Here is a 15,436-nt window from a genome sequence, read left to right on the forward strand (position 1 = left end):
CGTGCGAGCCAGGATGGCATGGTCGCGCGCAAGCGACCACAAAGCGCCGCCGGGGAGAGGAAAGGCATGACGACATCGTGAGCGGAGGGATTTTTCCCGAAGCCGAAGCGCGCGTCGGCCGCCTCGTCGGTGGGCTCTGTGCTGCTCTTGCCATTCTCGGCGGTCTCGTCCTCGTCGTTTTGACGGTGATGACCGTTCTCTCCATCGCCGGCCGCGCGCTGGTGCCTTTGGGGCTTGGTCCGGTCCCGGGCGATTTCGAGCTCGTGGAAGCGGGGGTGGCCTTCGCCGTCTTTTCCTTCCTTCCCTGGTGCCAGTTTCGCCGTGGCCACGTCACCGTCGACCTTCTGGCGGAGCGATTCGGGCCACGCGGCATGGCGGCTTGTGCGCTTGCGTCCAATCTCGTCATGACGGCGATCGCCGGTCTTCTCGCCTGGCGCCTTGGTCTCGGCATGCAGGACAAGAGGCTCTACCCGGAGACGAGCTTCATCCTGCAATTCCCGATCTGGTGGCCCTATGCGGCCTCTCTCGCCGGCGCCTGGATGTTCGCCGTCGCCTCGGCCTACACCGTCTGGCGCGCCTTGAACGAGACGCTGACGACAGGCGAACAGGCGGGTCTGCGCCCGCGCGGCACGGAGTCCGGCGAGTGAGCGATGTGGCGCTTGGCGGCTGGTCTTTCGCCGTCCTCCTGCTTCTCATTTTCCTGCGCATGCCGATCGGCCTTGCGATGCTCGTCGTCGGTCTCGTTGGCAACGTCCTCGTCAACGGTTCCTGGACGCCGCTTCTGGCGCAGCTCAAATCGCTCACCTATGAGAGCTTTTCGAGCTATTCGCTGTCGATCGTGCCGCTCTTTCTCCTGATGGGGCAGTTCGCGACGCGCGGAGGCATGTCGCGGCAGCTCTTCGATGCGGCGGCGGCACTGCTCGGCCACCGCAAGGGCGGCGTCGCCATGGCGGCGGTCGGCGCCTGTGCCGGTTTCGGGGCGATCTGCGGCTCGTCCCTCGCCACCGCCGCCACCATGGCCAAGGTGGCGATCCCGGAGATGCGCCGCTTCGGCTATTCGGGGGCGCTTTCGACAGGCTGCCTCGCCGCGGGCGGCACGCTCGGCATCCTCATTCCGCCCTCTGTCATCCTGGTGATCTATGCCATCCTGACGGAGCAGAACATCGCCAAGCTCTTTCTCGCCGCCGTCCTGCCGGGGGTTCTGGCGGCACTTGGCTATATGCTTGCGATCGCAATCTATGTGCGCCTGCGGCCGGACGCGGCGGGGCGTCGCGACAAGGCCACGCGGGAGGAGAGGGTCGCCGCTCTCATCGCCGTCTGGCCGGTCCTTGTCGTTTTCATCGCTGTGATCGGCGGCATCTATCTCGGCATTTTCACGCCGACGGAAGGGGCGGCCGTCGGAGCTCTGGGCACCGGCCTCATCGCACTCGCGAACGGTGCCCTCGGGCCTCGCGCCCTGATCGAGGCGCTGCTGGAGACGGCGGTCGCCACCGCCATGATCTTTTTCATCGTTTTCGGCGCGGCCGTCTTCAACACCTTCCTTGCCTTCTCTCAACTGCCGCAGGAGCTCGCGCAAAGCGTGATGGAGGCGGGGCTCGATCCGTGGACGGTGCTTGCCGCGATCCTGCTTTGCTACCTCGCTTTCGGATGCGTGATGGATTCGCTGTCGATGATCCTCCTCACCATCCCGATCTTCTTCCCGCTCGTGAGTGGTCTCGATTTCGGCCTCGGCCCAGAGGAATTCGCTATCTGGTTCGGTATCTTAGTCTTGATCGTCGTAGAGGTCGGGCTGATCACGCCGCCGGTTGGCATGAACCTCTTCGTGATCAACTCGTTGTCGGAAGATGTTCCGATGAGCGCCACTTTCCGTGGCGTCATTCCCTTTGTCGCCAGCGACATTTTGCGCATAACAATTTTAGTTGCCTTCCCTTCGATCACCCTCGTTATGCTTCGAATTCTCTATTGAGACGACGAACGACAACCATATGTGGGAGGGGGCGCCGCCGCGCGGTCCCCGAATTCGCGAGGCTTGCAACCCGGTCGGTCCGGCCGCGTTTGCACCGCATGCATTGAGGAGCAAGACATGTCTTTTCGCGCCCGTTTCATCACTCGCCCGCTCTTCGGCTGGGCGCGCAACATTCTGCCGCCCATGTCGGAGACGGAGCGTGAAGCCATCGAGGCCGGAAATGTCTGGTGGGATGCTGAACTCTTCACCGGAACGCCGGACTGGGAGAGGTTGCTCGCCACGCCACCGGCGACGCTGACGGAGGAGGAACAGGCCTTCCTCGATGGGCCTGTGGCCGAGCTCTGCGAGAAGCTCGACGACTGGCACATCAACTGGAAGCTCCATGACCTGCCGCAGGAGGTCTGGGACTTCATCCGCGAGAAGCGCTTCTTCGGCATGATCATCCCGAAGGAATATGGCGGTCTCGGCTTCTCCGCCTTCGCCCATTCGGAGGTGATCCGCAAAGTTTCGACCGCGAGCGTGACAGGGGCCGTTTCCATCATGGTCCCGAATTCGCTCGGACCGGGCGAGCTTTTGATGCAGTTCGGCACCAAGGAGCAGCGCGATTACTGGCTCCCGCGCCTGGCCCGTGGCGAAGAAATTCCCTGCTTCGGCCTGACGAGCCCTGACGCCGGGTCCGACGCTGCCGCCATGACCGATACCGGTGTCGTCACGCGGGGCATGCACGACGGCGAGGAAGTGCTCGGCATCCGCCTCAACTTCTCCAAGCGCTACATCACGCTGTCGCCGATCGCGACGGTCATCGGCCTTGCCTTCAAGATGAAGGACCCCGACCATCTTCTGGGCAAGAAGGAGGATCTTGGCATCACCGTCGCCCTGATCCCGGCCGACACCCCGGGCGTGACGCGCGGCAAGCGGCATATTCCGGCGATGACTTTTTTCCAGAACGGTCCGGTCCACGGCGAGGACGTCTTCGTTCCTTTGTCTGCGATCATCGGCGGCGAGGAGCAGATCGGCAAAGGCTGGAAGATGCTGATGTCGGCGCTGGCTGCCGGCCGCGGCATCTCGCTTCCCTCGCTCTCGTCGGCCGCAGCCTCCTTTGCGGCGCGCACAACGGGCGCCTATTCCAGGATCCGCCACCAGTTCAATCTGCCGGTCGGCAAGTTCGAAGGCGTGCAGGAGCATCTCGCCCAGCTCGCCGGCACGGCCTATCAGCTCGACGCGGCCCGCCGCATGACCTGCGCCTCGCTCGACCAGGGCTACAAATCGGGCGTCATCGCCGCGATCATGAAGGCCCATGCGACCTATCGCATGCGCGAATCCGTCAACGACGCTTATGACATCCATTCCGGCAAGGCGGTGATCGACGGGCCGAAGAACTATCTCGGCAATCTCTATCGCGCCGTGCCGGTCGGCATCACGGTGGAGGGTGCGAACATCCTCACCCGCAATCTGATGATCTACGGTCAGGGAGCGATCCGCGCCCATCCCTTCATCTTGAAGGAGATGATGGCGCTGTCGGAAACCGACCGCGACAAGGGCATCAAGGAGTTCGACGAGGCCTTCTGGGGCCATGTCGGCCATGCCATCAAGAACGCCTTCCGTGCGATGGGCCGCGGCTGGACGTTTGGCCGCTTTGCGCCGGCGCCGGAGGAGGCGGGCGATCTCGCCGTGCATTATCGCCAGCTGTCGCGTTACTCGGCCGCCTTTGCGGTCGTGAGCGATCTGGCGCTCCTCACGCTTGGTGGTTCGCTGAAGCGCAAGGAGCGCCTGTCGGCCCGCCTCGGCGATATCCTGTCGGAGCTCTATCTCCTGTCGGCGACGTTGAAGCGCTTCGAGGTCGACGGAAAACCCGCAGCCGACCGGCCGCTCGTCGATTACACCTTTGCGCGTGGCACCAAGGCGATCGGCACGGCCTTTGCCGAGCTTCTCGACAATCTGCCGTCGCGACCGGCGGCGTGGCTTGCGAAATTCATGCTCTTCCCGTTCGGTGCCCGTCGCTCCGGCCCGTCCGACAAACTCGCCCAGACCTGTGCGGAAATTCTGCTCGAGCCTTCGGAGACGCGCGAGCGCCTGACCTCCGGGCTTTATCTCGGCGAGGGACAGCCGGACGCGGCGATCTCGCATCTGGAGCGGGCCTTCAAGCTCGTCGTCGAGGTGGAGCCGCTGCGTCGCAAGCTGCGCGAAGCCAAGGTGAGGAACCCCGACGAAGCCGCGAAGAAGGGCCTCATCTCCGAGGAAGAAGCGAACCGCCTCAAGGAAGCCGAGGCCGCGGCCGATCTCGTGATCGCCGTCGATGCCTTCCCCGGCGAAGCCTTCACCCACGGCAGCGCACTGCCGGACGAGCGTGACAACACGCCGTCCGCGGCTGCCAGCAACGTTCACGACCTGAAACGGACCGCTTAATGACCCAGCCAGTTTATCTGGTGGACGGCGCCCGAACCCCGTTCATCAAAGCCCGGGGAAAGCCCGGGCCGTTCACGCCCGTCGACCTCGCCGTGCAGGCGGGGCGGCCATTGCTCATGCGCCAGCCTTTCTCGCCGAAGGAATTCGACGAGGTCATCCTGGGCTGCGTCAACGTCATTGCCGACGAGATGAACCCGGCGCGCGTCGCAGCCCTTCGTCTCGATATGGGCGACGAGATGCCGGCCTTCACCGTGCAGATCAATTGCGGCTCCGGCATGCAGTCGATCGACACGGCCTTCCGCTATATCCAGGACGGCACCCGCGACATGATCCTGGCCGGCGGCACGGAGGCGCTCAGCCATTCGCCGATGATCCTGAAACGCGATGCGGTGGAATGGCTCGGCGAGTTCAATTCCTCGAAGTCGATCTGGGACCGGCTCGGCAAGACGACCTCGTTCCGCCCGGGCGATTTCAAGCCGCAGATCGGCTTGGAGCGCGGCCTGACCGATCCGATCACGGAACTCAATATGGGTCAGACCGCGGAGATCCTGGCGCAGATCTTCGACATCAGCCGCGAACAGGCGGATGAATATGCGACGGAGAGCCATCACCGGCTCGCCCGGGCACAGAATGAAGGCTGGCTCGCCGACGAGGTGACGCCGGCCTTCGATCGCGACGGCGTCGCCTATGATCACGATGACGGTGTGCGCCCGGACAGCTCGGTGGAAAAACTCGCCAAATTGAAGCCCGCTTTCGAGCGGCCTTTCGGCAAGGTGACGCCCGGCAATGCCTCGCAGATCACCGATGGTGCCTGCTGGGTCATTCTCGCCTCCGAACGGGCGGTCGAAAAATGGGGCCTGAAGCCGATCGCGAAGATCGTCGATTCCGAATGGGGGGCGCTCGATCCCGCCATCATGGGTCTCGGGCCCGTCGTGTCGTCGACGAGGCTCATGCAGCGCCATGACATGGGTCTCGACAATGTCGATCTGTGGGAGCTGAACGAAGCTTTCTCCGCGCAGGTTCTCGCCTGTCTCGCCGCCTGGGAAGACGAAACCGTCTGCCGCGACGTTCTCGGCCTCGACCATCCGCTCGGGCGTATCGAACGCGACAAGCTCAACATCGACGGCGGTGCCATCAGTCTCGGCCATCCGGTCGGCACCAGCGGCAACCGCATCGTGCTGCATCTCGCCAACGCTTTGAAGCGCACCGGCAAGAGCCGCGGAATTGCAACCGAATGCATCGGCGGCGGCCAGGGCGGCGCCATGCTCATCGAACGCGTAATGTGAGGACGGAAGACATGGGACGCATGCTAAGCGCGCTGTCGCCGCGCCTTATGGAAACCGGGCCCGTCGATCTGAAGATGGCGCCCGCCGACAAAATGTGGAAGCGCGGCCGTGACGCCGACAATGTCGAATGGCTTCTCCTCGACATGCCCGGCCGCTCCGTCAATGTCGTCGACGAGGCGATGCTGACGGAACTCGATGCCATTCTGACCGAGCTCGAGGCGAACCCGCCGAAGGCGCTCGCCATCCGCTCGGCGAAGAAATCCGGCTTCATCGTCGGCGCCGACATCAACATGTTCCGCAATCTGACGAAGGCGGAAGAGGTGGAGGCGGCGCTGAGGCGCGCCCACAAGGTCGTCGATCGGCTCGCCGCCGTGCCTTATCCGACCGTTGCCGTCATTCACGGCAATTGCCTTGGTGGCGGTCTCGAAATCGCGCTTGCCTGCAAGCGCCGTGTCGCGGTCGGCGAGGCAAAGCTCGGCTTTCCGGAGGTGATGCTCGGCCTGCATCCGGGCCTCGGCGGCACCTTCCGCTCCACCGAGCTCATCGACCCGACCGAGGCGATGACGATGATGCTGACGGGCCGCAACAAATCGGCCCGTTCGGCAAAGCGTCTGGGGCTCGTCGATCTTGCGACGGAAGAACGCCATGTGGCGGCGGCCGTTGCGGCGGTCGCCAAGGGCGAGCTTCATTCCGCCGCCCATGAGGGGCTGAAGGACAAGGCGCTGAGCAGCGGCCCGGGCCGCCGCTTTGCGTCCAACCGCATGCGGGCGAAGGTCGAGGAGCGGCTGCGCAAGGAGCATTATCCGGCGCCCTACGCGCTCATCGATCTGTGGGAGACGTCCGGCGGCGACGTCGACAATATGCGCGAAGGCGAGATCAAATCCTTTGCGGATCTTCTCGTCACGGATACGGCGCAAAGCCTCATCCGCGTCTTCTTCCTGCGTGAGAAGATGAAGGGTCTTGCGCCGAAGAAGAGCGATATCGGCCATGTGCATGTGGTCGGCGCCGGCATCATGGGCGGCGAGATCGCCGCCTGGTCGGCCCGCAGCGGCATGCGCGCGACGCTCGCTGACCTCGCCATCAAGCCGATCGCCAAGGCGATGAAGCCCGCCTGGAAGATGATGGAAAAGACGCTCAAAGACAGCGTCAAGGCGCGCGACGCCTGGGACCGCCTCATTCCGGACCCGAACGGCTACGGGCTCAAGGGCGCGGACCTCGTCATCGAAGCGGTGCCGGAAAAGCTCGATCTGAAGAAGAAGATCTACGCGGGTCTCGAAGAGGGCATGAAGCCCGGGGCGATCATCGCCACCAATACCTCGTCGATCCCGCTCGAGGATTTGCGGGCGGACCTGAAAGATCCCTCCCGCTTCGTCGGCATCCACTTCTTCAACCCGGTGTCGAAGATGCAGCTCGTCGAGGTGGTGAAACACGATCGCCTGTCGGACGAGACGCTTTCGGCCGCGATGTCCTACGTCACCTCGATCGACCGCCTGCCGGCGCCGGTGAAATCCTCGCCGGGTTTCCTCGTCAATCGGGCTCTGACGCCGTATCTCCTGGAAGCCATGCTCCTGCTCGACGAAGGCGTCGACAAGGAGGTGATCGACGAGGCCGCGAAGGATTTCGGCATGCCGATGGGCCCGGTGGAGCTCATGGACAACATCGGCCTCGATGTCGGCCTCGCCGTCGCCGACGAGTTGCGCAACCGCCTGCCGGTGCCGATTCCCGAAGCGCCCCAATGGCTGAAGGACAAGGTCGAAAAGGGCGAGCTCGGCCGCAAGACCGGCAAGGGGCTCTATTCCTACGACAAGGACGGAAAGCCGCAGCGCGGCAAGAAGCACGAGGCCATCCCGCCGGCGGATCTTCAGGATCGCCTGGTCCTGCCGATCCTCAACACCTGTGCGGCATGTCTGCGTGAGAACGTCGTGGAGGACGAGGATGTCCTTGACGGCGCCATGATTTTCGGTACGGGCTTTGCTCCTTTCAGGGGCGGACCGCTCCATTACGCCCGCGCTCGTGGCGTGGACGATGTTGTGGCGGCGCTCGACAAGCTGGCCGAAAAATATGGCGATCGCTTCAAGCCGGACGACGGCTGGACAAAACTCCGACAGGAACAGCGTGCGGCCGCCTGAGGTTTCCTCGGACGCAGACGCTCTCGCCGACAGGGTTATTGAGCATGTAGGCCGAGACATCGTTCTCGGCCTGCCGCTCGGCCTCGGCAAGGCGAACCTTTTTGCCAATGCGCTTTACAGGCGGGCCGAAGCCGATCGCTCGATCCGCCTGACGATTTTCACTGCGCTGACGCTGCAGCCGCCCTCCGGCTCGTCGGAGATCGAGAAGCGGTTCATGGGACCGCTCGCCGAGCGGCTCTATGCAGGCGTGCCGCGCCTTGCCTATGCGCGGCCGATGCGGGCGGGCACCCTGCCGCCCAATATCGAGGTCAACGAGTTCTTTTTCCTTGCGGGCAAGTACCTGTCGAGCCCGCACGCGCAGCAGACTTACATCTCCGCCAATTACACCCATGCCGTCGGCTATCTTCTGGAGCGCGGCGTCAATGTCGTCGGCCAGATGGTGGCGCGCGAAGGTGAGGGGGAGAGCGCGCGTTACAGCGTTTCCGGCAATACCGATGTGACGCTCGACATCCTGTCGACGATCCGGGCGCGGCGCGCCGCCGGTGAAAAGCTCGCCCTTGTCGGCGAGGTGAACAACGAGCTCCCCTTCATGCCGGGCGCGGCCGAACTGGCGCCGGAAGAGTTCGATTTTGTCCTCGAACGCGGAGATTACCCGCTCTTCGTCACACCGAAACCGCCCGTTTCGCTCGCGGATTATGCCATCGGACTGCATGCGGCGAGCCTGGTGCCCGATGGCGGGACGCTGCAGATCGGAATCGGCTCGATCGGCGACGCGCTCACCCATGCGCTCATCCTGCGCCATCGCTACCCGGAGGTTTTCCGCGCTGCGCTCGACGCGCTCGGACCGACGCCTGCGGGGCGCGAACGCCATTGCGAACCGTTTCGCGAAGGCCTTTATGCCGCTTCGGAAATGTTCGTCGACGGCTTCCTCGATCTCTTCGAGGCCGGCATCCTGAAGCGGCCGGCCGAGGATGGCGCCGTCCTGCATGCCGGGTTCTTTCTCGGGCCGCAGAGTTTTTACGACCGCTTGAAGGCGCTGCCGGAGGGGGAGCGGGCGAAGCTCTCCATGCGCGAGATCTCCTTCGTCAACGATCTCTACGGTGACGAAGAGCAGAAGCGCCGCGACCGCCGCGATGCCCGCTTCGTCAACAACGCCATGATGGCGACGCTCCTCGGTGCGGTCGTCTCAGACCAGCTGGAGGACGGGCGCGTGGTCTCGGGTGTCGGCGGCCAGTACAATTTCGTTGCTCAGGCTTTTGCGCTCAAAGGCGCGCGCTCCATCATGGCGCTCCGGGCTGCGCGGATGGCCAAGGGCGCGCCGCGTTCCAACATCGTCTGGACTTACGGCCATACGACCGTGCCGCGGCATTTGAAGGATGTCGTCATCACCGAATACGGGATCGCGGAACTGAAAGGGCGCAGCGACCGCGACACCGTCGCCGCCATGCTGGCGATCACCGACGGCCGTTTTCAGGATGGGCTCGTGAAGCGTGCTCGCAAGGCCGGCAAGATCGAGCGCGATTTCAAGCTTTCCTCGGCGGAGAATACACCACAGCGTATCGTCTCGGCTCTCTCGCCTTTCCGCCATGCAGGGCATTTGCCGCGCTTCCCGCTCGGCACGGATTTCACCGAAGCCGAACAGACGCTGCTTCCGGCGCTCTCGCTTCTGAAACGGCAGCAGGGGGCCTGGCTCGAGCTCGCCCGCACCTTCCGGGAGGGCTGGGGAGCCGGCGAGACGAGCCCTGCCGAAAAGGCGGCTCTCGATCGCATGGGGCTCGCCAAACCGAAGAGCCTCAAAGAGACGGCGCTCGCCGCCCTCGTTCTGGGCGCACTCAGGCGCAGCTGATTTACGCCACGGCGGTGGCAACCAGCTCCGGATTGCGCATGATCACGCGAACATAGGCGATCGCAAAGTCCGGCGGTGTGACTCGCGCCTGCTCCCAGTCCCGAAGAGTCCCGAGCGGAACATGAAACCGCTTGGCGAACTCGGCCTGGGTGAGGCCGAGCTGGGTGCGTGCCTTGCGCACGATACGCGCTTTCTGCCCGCGCTCCAGGGCTTCGGCCGAGACATCGAAGTCCTCGGGATCGTTCGAGTCAGAGGGCAGAACGATACGATCTTTCTTCACCTTTGTTGCTCCTTCTGACGGAGATGAAACGCGGCTGCCCGTCCCGCCAGACGAATATGGCCGTGTGAATCTTTTCGCCGACGCAGCCGATGGCCTTGAAGCGTTCCTCGCCATCCTTTGGGCGTATCGATGGAAGGATAAGAAGGTCCTCATCCTCCATGATCGTGTCGCCGAAGATCAGCGGCAGACCGTGGCGCTCCCGGTTGCAAACATCCTTGGCGGGATCGAACCTGTCGGTCATGAAAAGAGCATATACCGAAATTCAGTAGAAATACAGATTTGAAGCGTGGCGGGCGCTCTCGACTCGCTCACCATTCTCGTCGATGGTCGGATGCGGAAGAGGGCGGGATGCTTCGAACGAGCGTCGATACGAGTGATAGAGCCAGCGCGCCTGCGCGCCTCCAGCGCGTCGAGGCGGAGGCGCGGATTGCCTTCAAGCGCGCGGGCGGGGTGACGCGCCTCGACCGGCTGTTCCACCAGGGATCTGTCAAGTGGCGCCTGCCGCACGTGCCGGCGGGCATGCCGCCCGAAGCTGTCGTCATCAATACCGCGGGCGGTCTCACCGGCGGTGACCGGTTTTCCGTCACCGTCGAGATGGGCGAGGGGACGACTGCGGTTGTGATGACACCCGCCTGCGAGCGGCTTTACCGCGCGGCGGGCGGGGTTGCCGAAATCGACGTGCATCTCGATCTCGCGGCAGGCGCGACCCTCTACTGGCTGCCGCAGGAGACGATCGCGTTTCAGGGTGCGGCCTGTCACCGGCGTATCACGGCCGAGCTTGGCGAAGGCGCCCGGCTTCTGGCGCTGGAATCCACGCTTCTTGGGCGCCGCGCCATGGGCGAACGCGTGACGCGGGCCGATCTGCGGGAAAGCTGGCGGGTGCGCCGCGCGGGACGTCTCGTGCACGCCGACGAACTGGCGTTGCGCGGCGACGTCGCGGCGCTCGGCGGCGCACGTGCCACCTTGGCGGGCGGCAGCGCTTTTGCGAGCCTTCTCCTCGTGGCGGAGGATTGCGAGCCTCTCGTCGATCATTTGCGCGCAGCACTCGAACCCGGAGGCGGGGCCAGCGTCTTCAATGGCAAAATACTTGCTAGGCTGGTGGCGGAAGACGGCCTTGCGCTGCGGCGCCACCTTGTGCCCGCGCTCAGAATTCTATTAGCGGATTGTCCGCTGCCCAAAATCTGGACGCTTTGAGATAGGATCATGCAGCTCACCCCGCGCGAAAAGGACAAACTGCTTGTTGCCATGGCGGCCGAAGTTGCCCGAAAGCGGCTTCAGCGAGGCGTCAAGCTCAACCATCCCGAGGCGATCGCCCTGATCACGGATTTCGTGGTCGAAGGTGCGCGCGACGGGCGCGCCGTTGCAGATCTCATGGAGGCAGGCGCCCATGTCGTCACCCGCGACCAGGTGATGGACGGCGTGGCGGAGATGATCCACGACGTTCAGGTGGAGGCGACGTTTCCGGATGGGACCAAGCTCGTCACGGTCCACCAGCCGGTGCGTTGAACCCGGTGTGGGAGAAGGATTTCCGCGAGAAGAGAGGTATTGGTGCCATGATCCCTGGAGAGGTCATTCCGGCGGCGGGCGACATCGTTCTCAATGAAGGTTGCGAGACCGTCAGCCTTGAGGTCGCCAATACGGGCGACCGTCCCGTTCAGGTGGGCTCGCACTACCACTTCTATGAAACGAACGAAGCCCTGGCGTTCGACCGCGAGAAAGCCCGGGGCATGCGCCTCGATATTGCGGCCGGCACGGCCGTGCGCTTCGAGCCGGGCCAGAGGCGCGAGGTGACGCTCGTGCCGCTTCGTGGCGCCCGCAAAGTGTACGGCTTCAATCAGAAGGTCATGGGTGCGCTGTAAGCGCGACCGGATATTGGGCTGCTGACGTGCCCCAGCCGATAATCGCCGCCGGATCGAATTGCATGGAAGAGGGCGCGGTCGCTCAGGCGGCCGCGCCCTTTTATGCTCCCGTCAGCTGCGCACGAACAGCAGAAGGTCGCCCGAGGGCATCATCTGCGCGGCGACTACTTTCGTCACATCGAGCCCACCCTCGCGAAGCCGTGGTCCGAGCTGCTGATGGTGCGAGAGGGTGTCGCGCAACTCCGTCACCTTGTCCTGGTTGTCGGCCACGGCCTGATCGACGCGTGCGGCCGCATCCGCGCCGGCACGTTCATCGATGGTCACGACGCCGACCTGCTTGATGTCGGTGTCGGAGATGGCATCGGCGGCGTTGCCGGAATCGGCGACCGAAGCGACGACGCTGTCGACGGTAATCGGCGTGCGGCCCTGTTCTCCCGGCGCCGCCGGCTGGGCGGCCTGCGTCTGGTTCGGTTTGGCCGCGGGCGTGCCGGCATCTTGCGCGAAGGCGACGGGCGCCAGAAGCGGGAGGGCGAAAGCGGCTGCAGCTGCTGTTGAAACGATCTTTCGCATCGGTCTTTCCTCTTCATCAGAGTTGGGACAGGCCCGCCATGCGGCGGGCGCGTCGGAAGCTCCGCCAGTCTGCGTTTCGAGGGGCCGAAAATGTGATCATTCAGGGACCATTTCGCGGTGCCTGCGGCTGTGCCATCTTCTCTTTCATGATGTTTCGAAGCCGTCGCAGCGCGGCAAGTGGAGAAATTGTTTGATGGCGCGATCCAATATGTTCATGGCCGCCCTTGTCGTCCTTCTGACCCTGTCGGCCGCGGGTGCGGCACGGGCGGCCGAATGCGCCGATCCACAGACGCAGACCGACATGAATGCCTGCGCAGCGCAGAAATTCGAAGCGGCCGACGCCGCTCTCAATGAGGCGTGGCCGAAGGTTCTCGAGTATTACCGTGCGGTCGACGCCGAGCTTTCGGATGATCTGAAGGGTGCGGAAGACGCACTCCTTGAAGCACAGCGCACCTGGATCGTCTTCCGTGATGCGCATTGTGCGTCTGTCGGCTTCGCTGCGCGTGGCGGCACCATGGAGCCGCTTCTTGTGACATCGTGCAAGGCCGACCTGACGCGCGAGCGGACCGATCAGCTTCTGGCACTGTTGGGAGACAAATAGACGGAAAGTCGGCGAAAGTGGGCGCGGTCGGCAGATGTGCGAAATGTAAGCTGGTCGGCTATATGTAAGGCAGTGCGCTGTTTCGGAGCTTTTCATGGGTGCCGCAGCAAAGGTTTCCGGCAAGGGCCAGATCACCATCCCGAACTCGATCCGGGAGGAGATGGGCATCGAGAAGGGTGACGAGCTCGTTTTCTACGAAGGTCTCGATGGCCGTATGCGCGTAAGGGTGCGCAAGCTGCGTCGTGGCGCGGGCCGCGCCATGCTGCATTGGCCAAACGCTCCGAAGACTTCCGAGGAGGTTCGAAAAGCGGTGAAAACGGCCGTCGGCGAAGCTCGGAGTCATGGGTCTTCTGGGGCAGATGCGTGATCGCGCTCGATACGAATGTGCTTCTCCGTTACGTGCTCGATGACGATGATCGTCACAGCGAGGCGGCGCGCCACCTCATTGATGATCTCTGCGATCCTGACGCGCCTGCTTTTGTGCACGAGGTTGCCATGGCGGAGTTTGTCTGGGTGCTGACAGGACGAAGGGGGACGAGCCGTGCCGAGATCGCTGGCATTTGCCGCACCTTGATGGACAACTCCCATCTCAGCTTCCGAGACGTGACCGGCCTTTCAGCAGCACTCGACGCCTATGAGGACGGTCCCGCGGATTTCGCCGAATACCTGATCGCAGCTCAGAGCCGGAATTTGGGTGCAGCCCCGACTTTCACCTTCGATACGGCCGCTCTCAAATCGCCTGGCTTTGCCAAAGTGGAAAGCTGACCATGCCCGCCACAATTTCGCGTGCCGCCTATGCCGACATGTTCGGCCCCACCATCGGCGACAAGGTTCGCCTTGCCGATACCGATCTCGTCATCGAGGTGGAGAAGGATTTCACCATTTATGGCGAGGAGGTGAAATTCGGAGGCGGCAAAGTCATTCGCGACGGCATGGGCCAGAGCCAGCATGCGCGCGGAGACGGCGCCGTCGACACGGTCATCACCAATGCGCTGATCGTCGACCACACCGGTATCTACAAGGCCGATATCGGCCTGAAAGACGGGCGCATCGCGGCGATCGGCAAGGCCGGCAATCCCGATACGCAGCCGGGCGTCGACATCATCATCGGCCCGGGAACCGAGGCGATTGCGGGCGAAGGCAAGATCGTGACCGCCGGCGGCTTCGACAGCCATATCCATTTCATCTGCCCGCAGCAGATCGAAGAGGCGCTGATGTCGGGGGTCACGACGATGCTCGGCGGCGGCACCGGCCCGGCGCATGGAACGCTCGCGACGACCTGCACGCCGGGCCCCTGGCACATGGCGCGGATGATCGAGGCGGCAGACGCCTTTCCCATGAACATCGGTTTTGCCGGCAAGGGCAATGCCTCGCTGCCGGCTGCGCTCGAGGAGATGGTGAAGGGCGGCGCCTGCGCGCTCAAGCTGCACGAGGATTGGGGCACGACGCCGGGCGCCATCGATTGCTGCCTGTCCGTCGCCGACGATTACGATGTGCAGGTGATGATCCACACCGACACCCTCAACGAATCGGGTTTCGTGGAGAACACGATCGCCGCCTTCAAGGATCGCACCATCCATGCCTTCCACACCGAAGGGGCGGGTGGCGGCCATGCGCCGGACATCATCAAGGTCTGCGGACTGGCGAATGTCCTGCCGTCCTCGACCAATCCCACCCGGCCCTATACGCGGAACACGATCGACGAGCATCTCGACATGCTCATGGTCTGCCACCACCTCGATTCCAACATTCCCGAAGATGTGGCCTTCGCCGAAAGCCGCATCCGCAAGGAAACGATCGCGGCGGAAGACATCCTGCATGACATGGGCGCCTTCTCCATCATCGCCTCCGACAGCCAGGCGATGGGACGCGTCGGCGAGGTTTTGATCCGCACTTGGCAGACGGCGCACAAGATGAAGGTGCAGCGCGGCCGTCTTCCCGAGGAGACGGGCGACAACGACAATTTCCGTGTGCGCCGCTACATCGCGAAAGTGACGATCAATCCCGCGATTGCGCACGGCATGGCCGACGAAATCGGTTCGGTGGAAGCGGGCAAGCGCGCCGATCTCGTTTTGTGGGATCCGGCGTTTTTCGGCGTGAAGCCCTTCATGGTGCTGATCGGTGGCTCGATCGCGGCCGCGCCGATGGGCGACCCGAACGCCTCCATCCCGACGCCGCAGCCGGTGCATTACCGCCCGATGTTCGGCGCCTATGGCAAGGCGCGGACGAATTCGTCGGTGACCTTCGTCTCCAGGGCGGCGATCGACGATGGTCTTGGGGCGCGGCTCGGCGTGGCGAAGGAACTCGTGCCGGTCAAAAACACCCGCGGCGGCATCTCCAAGGCCTCGATGCTCTTGAACGACGCGACGCCGGAGATCGTGGTCGATCCGGAAACCTACGAGGTGCGCGCCAACGGCGACCTCCTCACCTGCGAGCCGGCCGATATTCTGCCGATGGCGCAGCGGTATTTTCTGTTTTGATCGCTTTCGGAGG

Annotated in this window: 16 protein-coding genes; 13 read left to right on the top strand and 3 right to left on the bottom strand. The window is 63.9% G+C overall.

Annotated elements, in window-relative coordinates:
• Positions 1-77: 77 nt before the first annotated feature.
• The 6 genes from L0F51_RS18530 to L0F51_RS18555 all read left to right on the top strand — a co-directional run bounded on the left by L0F51_RS18530 (position 78) and on the right by L0F51_RS18555 (position 9,633).
• Complete coding sequence (locus L0F51_RS18530; RefSeq protein ID WP_234630644.1) at positions 78-647, top strand: TRAP transporter small permease; 570 nt, start codon at positions 78-80, stop codon at positions 645-647.
• The gene (locus tag L0F51_RS18535) at positions 644-1,966 is read left to right on the top strand and encodes a TRAP transporter large permease (protein ID WP_234630645.1); all 1,323 of its coding nucleotides are present in this window, start codon (positions 644-646) and stop codon (positions 1,964-1,966) included. The genes L0F51_RS18530 and L0F51_RS18535 overlap by 4 nt, the downstream gene beginning before the upstream one ends.
• A gap of 117 nt (positions 1,967-2,083) precedes the next feature.
• Positions 2,084-4,372 (top strand): acyl-CoA dehydrogenase, encoded by a 2,289-nt coding sequence (locus L0F51_RS18540; RefSeq protein WP_234630646.1) that lies wholly within the window; start codon positions 2,084-2,086, stop codon positions 4,370-4,372.
• The gene (locus L0F51_RS18545; protein WP_234630647.1) at positions 4,372-5,658 is read left to right on the top strand and encodes an acetyl-CoA C-acetyltransferase; all 1,287 of its coding nucleotides are present in this window, start codon (positions 4,372-4,374) and stop codon (positions 5,656-5,658) included. Before L0F51_RS18540 ends, L0F51_RS18545 begins: the two co-directional genes overlap by 1 nt.
• A gap of 11 nt (positions 5,659-5,669) precedes the next feature.
• The gene (locus tag L0F51_RS18550) at positions 5,670-7,787 is read left to right on the top strand and encodes a 3-hydroxyacyl-CoA dehydrogenase NAD-binding domain-containing protein (RefSeq protein WP_234630648.1); all 2,118 of its coding nucleotides are present in this window, start codon (positions 5,670-5,672) and stop codon (positions 7,785-7,787) included.
• A complete protein-coding gene (locus tag L0F51_RS18555; protein WP_234630649.1) occupies positions 7,774-9,633 on the top strand; it encodes an acetyl-CoA hydrolase/transferase C-terminal domain-containing protein in 1,860 nt (619 codons plus the stop codon). Before L0F51_RS18550 ends, L0F51_RS18555 begins: the two co-directional genes overlap by 14 nt.
• 1 nt (position 9,634) lies before the next feature.
• Here L0F51_RS18555 and L0F51_RS18560 read toward each other — a convergent pair whose 3' ends face one another.
• Together L0F51_RS18560 and L0F51_RS18565 are read right to left on the bottom strand one after the other, a co-directional pair.
• Entirely contained in the window at positions 9,635-9,913 is a 279-nt protein-coding gene (locus L0F51_RS18560) for a DNA-binding transcriptional regulator (RefSeq protein WP_128292706.1), read from the bottom strand.
• A complete protein-coding gene (locus L0F51_RS18565; protein ID WP_234630650.1) occupies positions 9,882-10,154 on the bottom strand; it encodes a BrnT family toxin in 273 nt (90 codons plus the stop codon). The genes L0F51_RS18560 and L0F51_RS18565 overlap by 32 nt, the downstream gene beginning before the upstream one ends.
• 107 nt (positions 10,155-10,261) lie before the next feature.
• Between L0F51_RS18565 and L0F51_RS18570 the strand changes: the two genes are divergently transcribed.
• From L0F51_RS18570 to L0F51_RS18580, 3 genes are read left to right on the top strand one after another with little or no spacing between them, the layout of a single operon-like run.
• Positions 10,262-11,107: an urease accessory protein UreD gene (locus L0F51_RS18570; protein WP_234630651.1), complete on the top strand. Its 846-nt coding sequence runs from the start codon at positions 10,262-10,264 to the stop codon at positions 11,105-11,107.
• 9 nt (positions 11,108-11,116) lie between these two features.
• Complete coding sequence (locus L0F51_RS18575) at positions 11,117-11,419, top strand: urease subunit gamma (protein ID WP_128292714.1); 303 nt, start codon at positions 11,117-11,119, stop codon at positions 11,417-11,419.
• A 47-nt stretch (positions 11,420-11,466) separates the two neighbouring features.
• Positions 11,467-11,772, top strand: a complete 306-nt coding sequence (locus L0F51_RS18580; protein ID WP_234630652.1) for an urease subunit beta — start codon at positions 11,467-11,469, stop codon at positions 11,770-11,772.
• A 111-nt stretch (positions 11,773-11,883) separates the two neighbouring features.
• Here the strand turns inward: L0F51_RS18580 and L0F51_RS18585 are convergent, their stop codons facing one another.
• A complete protein-coding gene (locus L0F51_RS18585; RefSeq protein ID WP_234630653.1) occupies positions 11,884-12,342 on the bottom strand; it encodes a hypothetical protein in 459 nt (152 codons plus the stop codon).
• A gap of 193 nt (positions 12,343-12,535) precedes the next feature.
• Between L0F51_RS18585 and L0F51_RS18590 the strand changes: the two genes are divergently transcribed.
• The 4 genes from L0F51_RS18590 to ureC all read left to right on the top strand — a co-directional run bounded on the left by L0F51_RS18590 (position 12,536) and on the right by ureC (position 15,423).
• Complete coding sequence (locus L0F51_RS18590) at positions 12,536-12,943, top strand: lysozyme inhibitor LprI family protein (protein WP_234630654.1); 408 nt, start codon at positions 12,536-12,538, stop codon at positions 12,941-12,943.
• Between the two features lie 94 nt (positions 12,944-13,037).
• The gene (locus tag L0F51_RS18595; RefSeq protein WP_234630655.1) at positions 13,038-13,310 is read left to right on the top strand and encodes an AbrB/MazE/SpoVT family DNA-binding domain-containing protein; all 273 of its coding nucleotides are present in this window, start codon (positions 13,038-13,040) and stop codon (positions 13,308-13,310) included.
• Entirely contained in the window at positions 13,307-13,708 is a 402-nt protein-coding gene (locus L0F51_RS18600; protein WP_234630656.1) for a PIN domain-containing protein, read from the top strand. Before L0F51_RS18595 ends, L0F51_RS18600 begins: the two co-directional genes overlap by 4 nt.
• 2 nt (positions 13,709-13,710) lie before the next feature.
• Positions 13,711-15,423, top strand: coding sequence for an urease subunit alpha (gene ureC, locus L0F51_RS18605; protein WP_234630657.1), 1,713 nt, complete (start codon positions 13,711-13,713; stop codon positions 15,421-15,423).
• Positions 15,424-15,436 lie beyond the last annotated feature (13 nt).

This window comes from Afifella sp. H1R, from assembly GCF_021462425.1.
Taxonomy (GTDB): domain Bacteria; phylum Pseudomonadota; class Alphaproteobacteria; order Rhizobiales; family Afifellaceae; genus Afifella; species Afifella aestuarii.

Excerpts from the sequence above, each read along its gene's own strand:
- L0F51_RS18585 (WP_234630653.1), bottom strand. The coding sequence starts at position 12,342 with ATGCGAAAGATCGTTTCAACAGCAGCTGCAGCCGCTTTCGCCCTCCCG.
- L0F51_RS18540 (WP_234630646.1), top strand. The coding sequence starts at position 2,084 with ATGTCTTTTCGCGCCCGTTTCATCACTCGCCCGCTCTTCGGCTGGGCG.
- L0F51_RS18590 (WP_234630654.1), top strand. The coding sequence starts at position 12,536 with ATGGCGCGATCCAATATGTTCATGGCCGCCCTTGTCGTCCTTCTGACC.
- L0F51_RS18565 (WP_234630650.1), bottom strand. The coding sequence starts at position 10,154 with ATGACCGACAGGTTCGATCCCGCCAAGGATGTTTGCAACCGGGAGCGC.
- L0F51_RS18580 (WP_234630652.1), top strand. The coding sequence starts at position 11,467 with ATGATCCCTGGAGAGGTCATTCCGGCGGCGGGCGACATCGTTCTCAAT.
- L0F51_RS18570 (WP_234630651.1), top strand. The coding sequence starts at position 10,262 with ATGCTTCGAACGAGCGTCGATACGAGTGATAGAGCCAGCGCGCCTGCG.
- L0F51_RS18550 (WP_234630648.1), top strand. The coding sequence starts at position 5,670 with ATGGGACGCATGCTAAGCGCGCTGTCGCCGCGCCTTATGGAAACCGGG.
- L0F51_RS18595 (WP_234630655.1), top strand. The coding sequence starts at position 13,038 with ATGGGTGCCGCAGCAAAGGTTTCCGGCAAGGGCCAGATCACCATCCCG.
- ureC (WP_234630657.1), top strand. The coding sequence starts at position 13,711 with ATGCCCGCCACAATTTCGCGTGCCGCCTATGCCGACATGTTCGGCCCC.
- L0F51_RS18575 (WP_128292714.1), top strand. The coding sequence starts at position 11,117 with ATGCAGCTCACCCCGCGCGAAAAGGACAAACTGCTTGTTGCCATGGCG.
- L0F51_RS18545 (WP_234630647.1), top strand. The coding sequence starts at position 4,372 with ATGACCCAGCCAGTTTATCTGGTGGACGGCGCCCGAACCCCGTTCATC.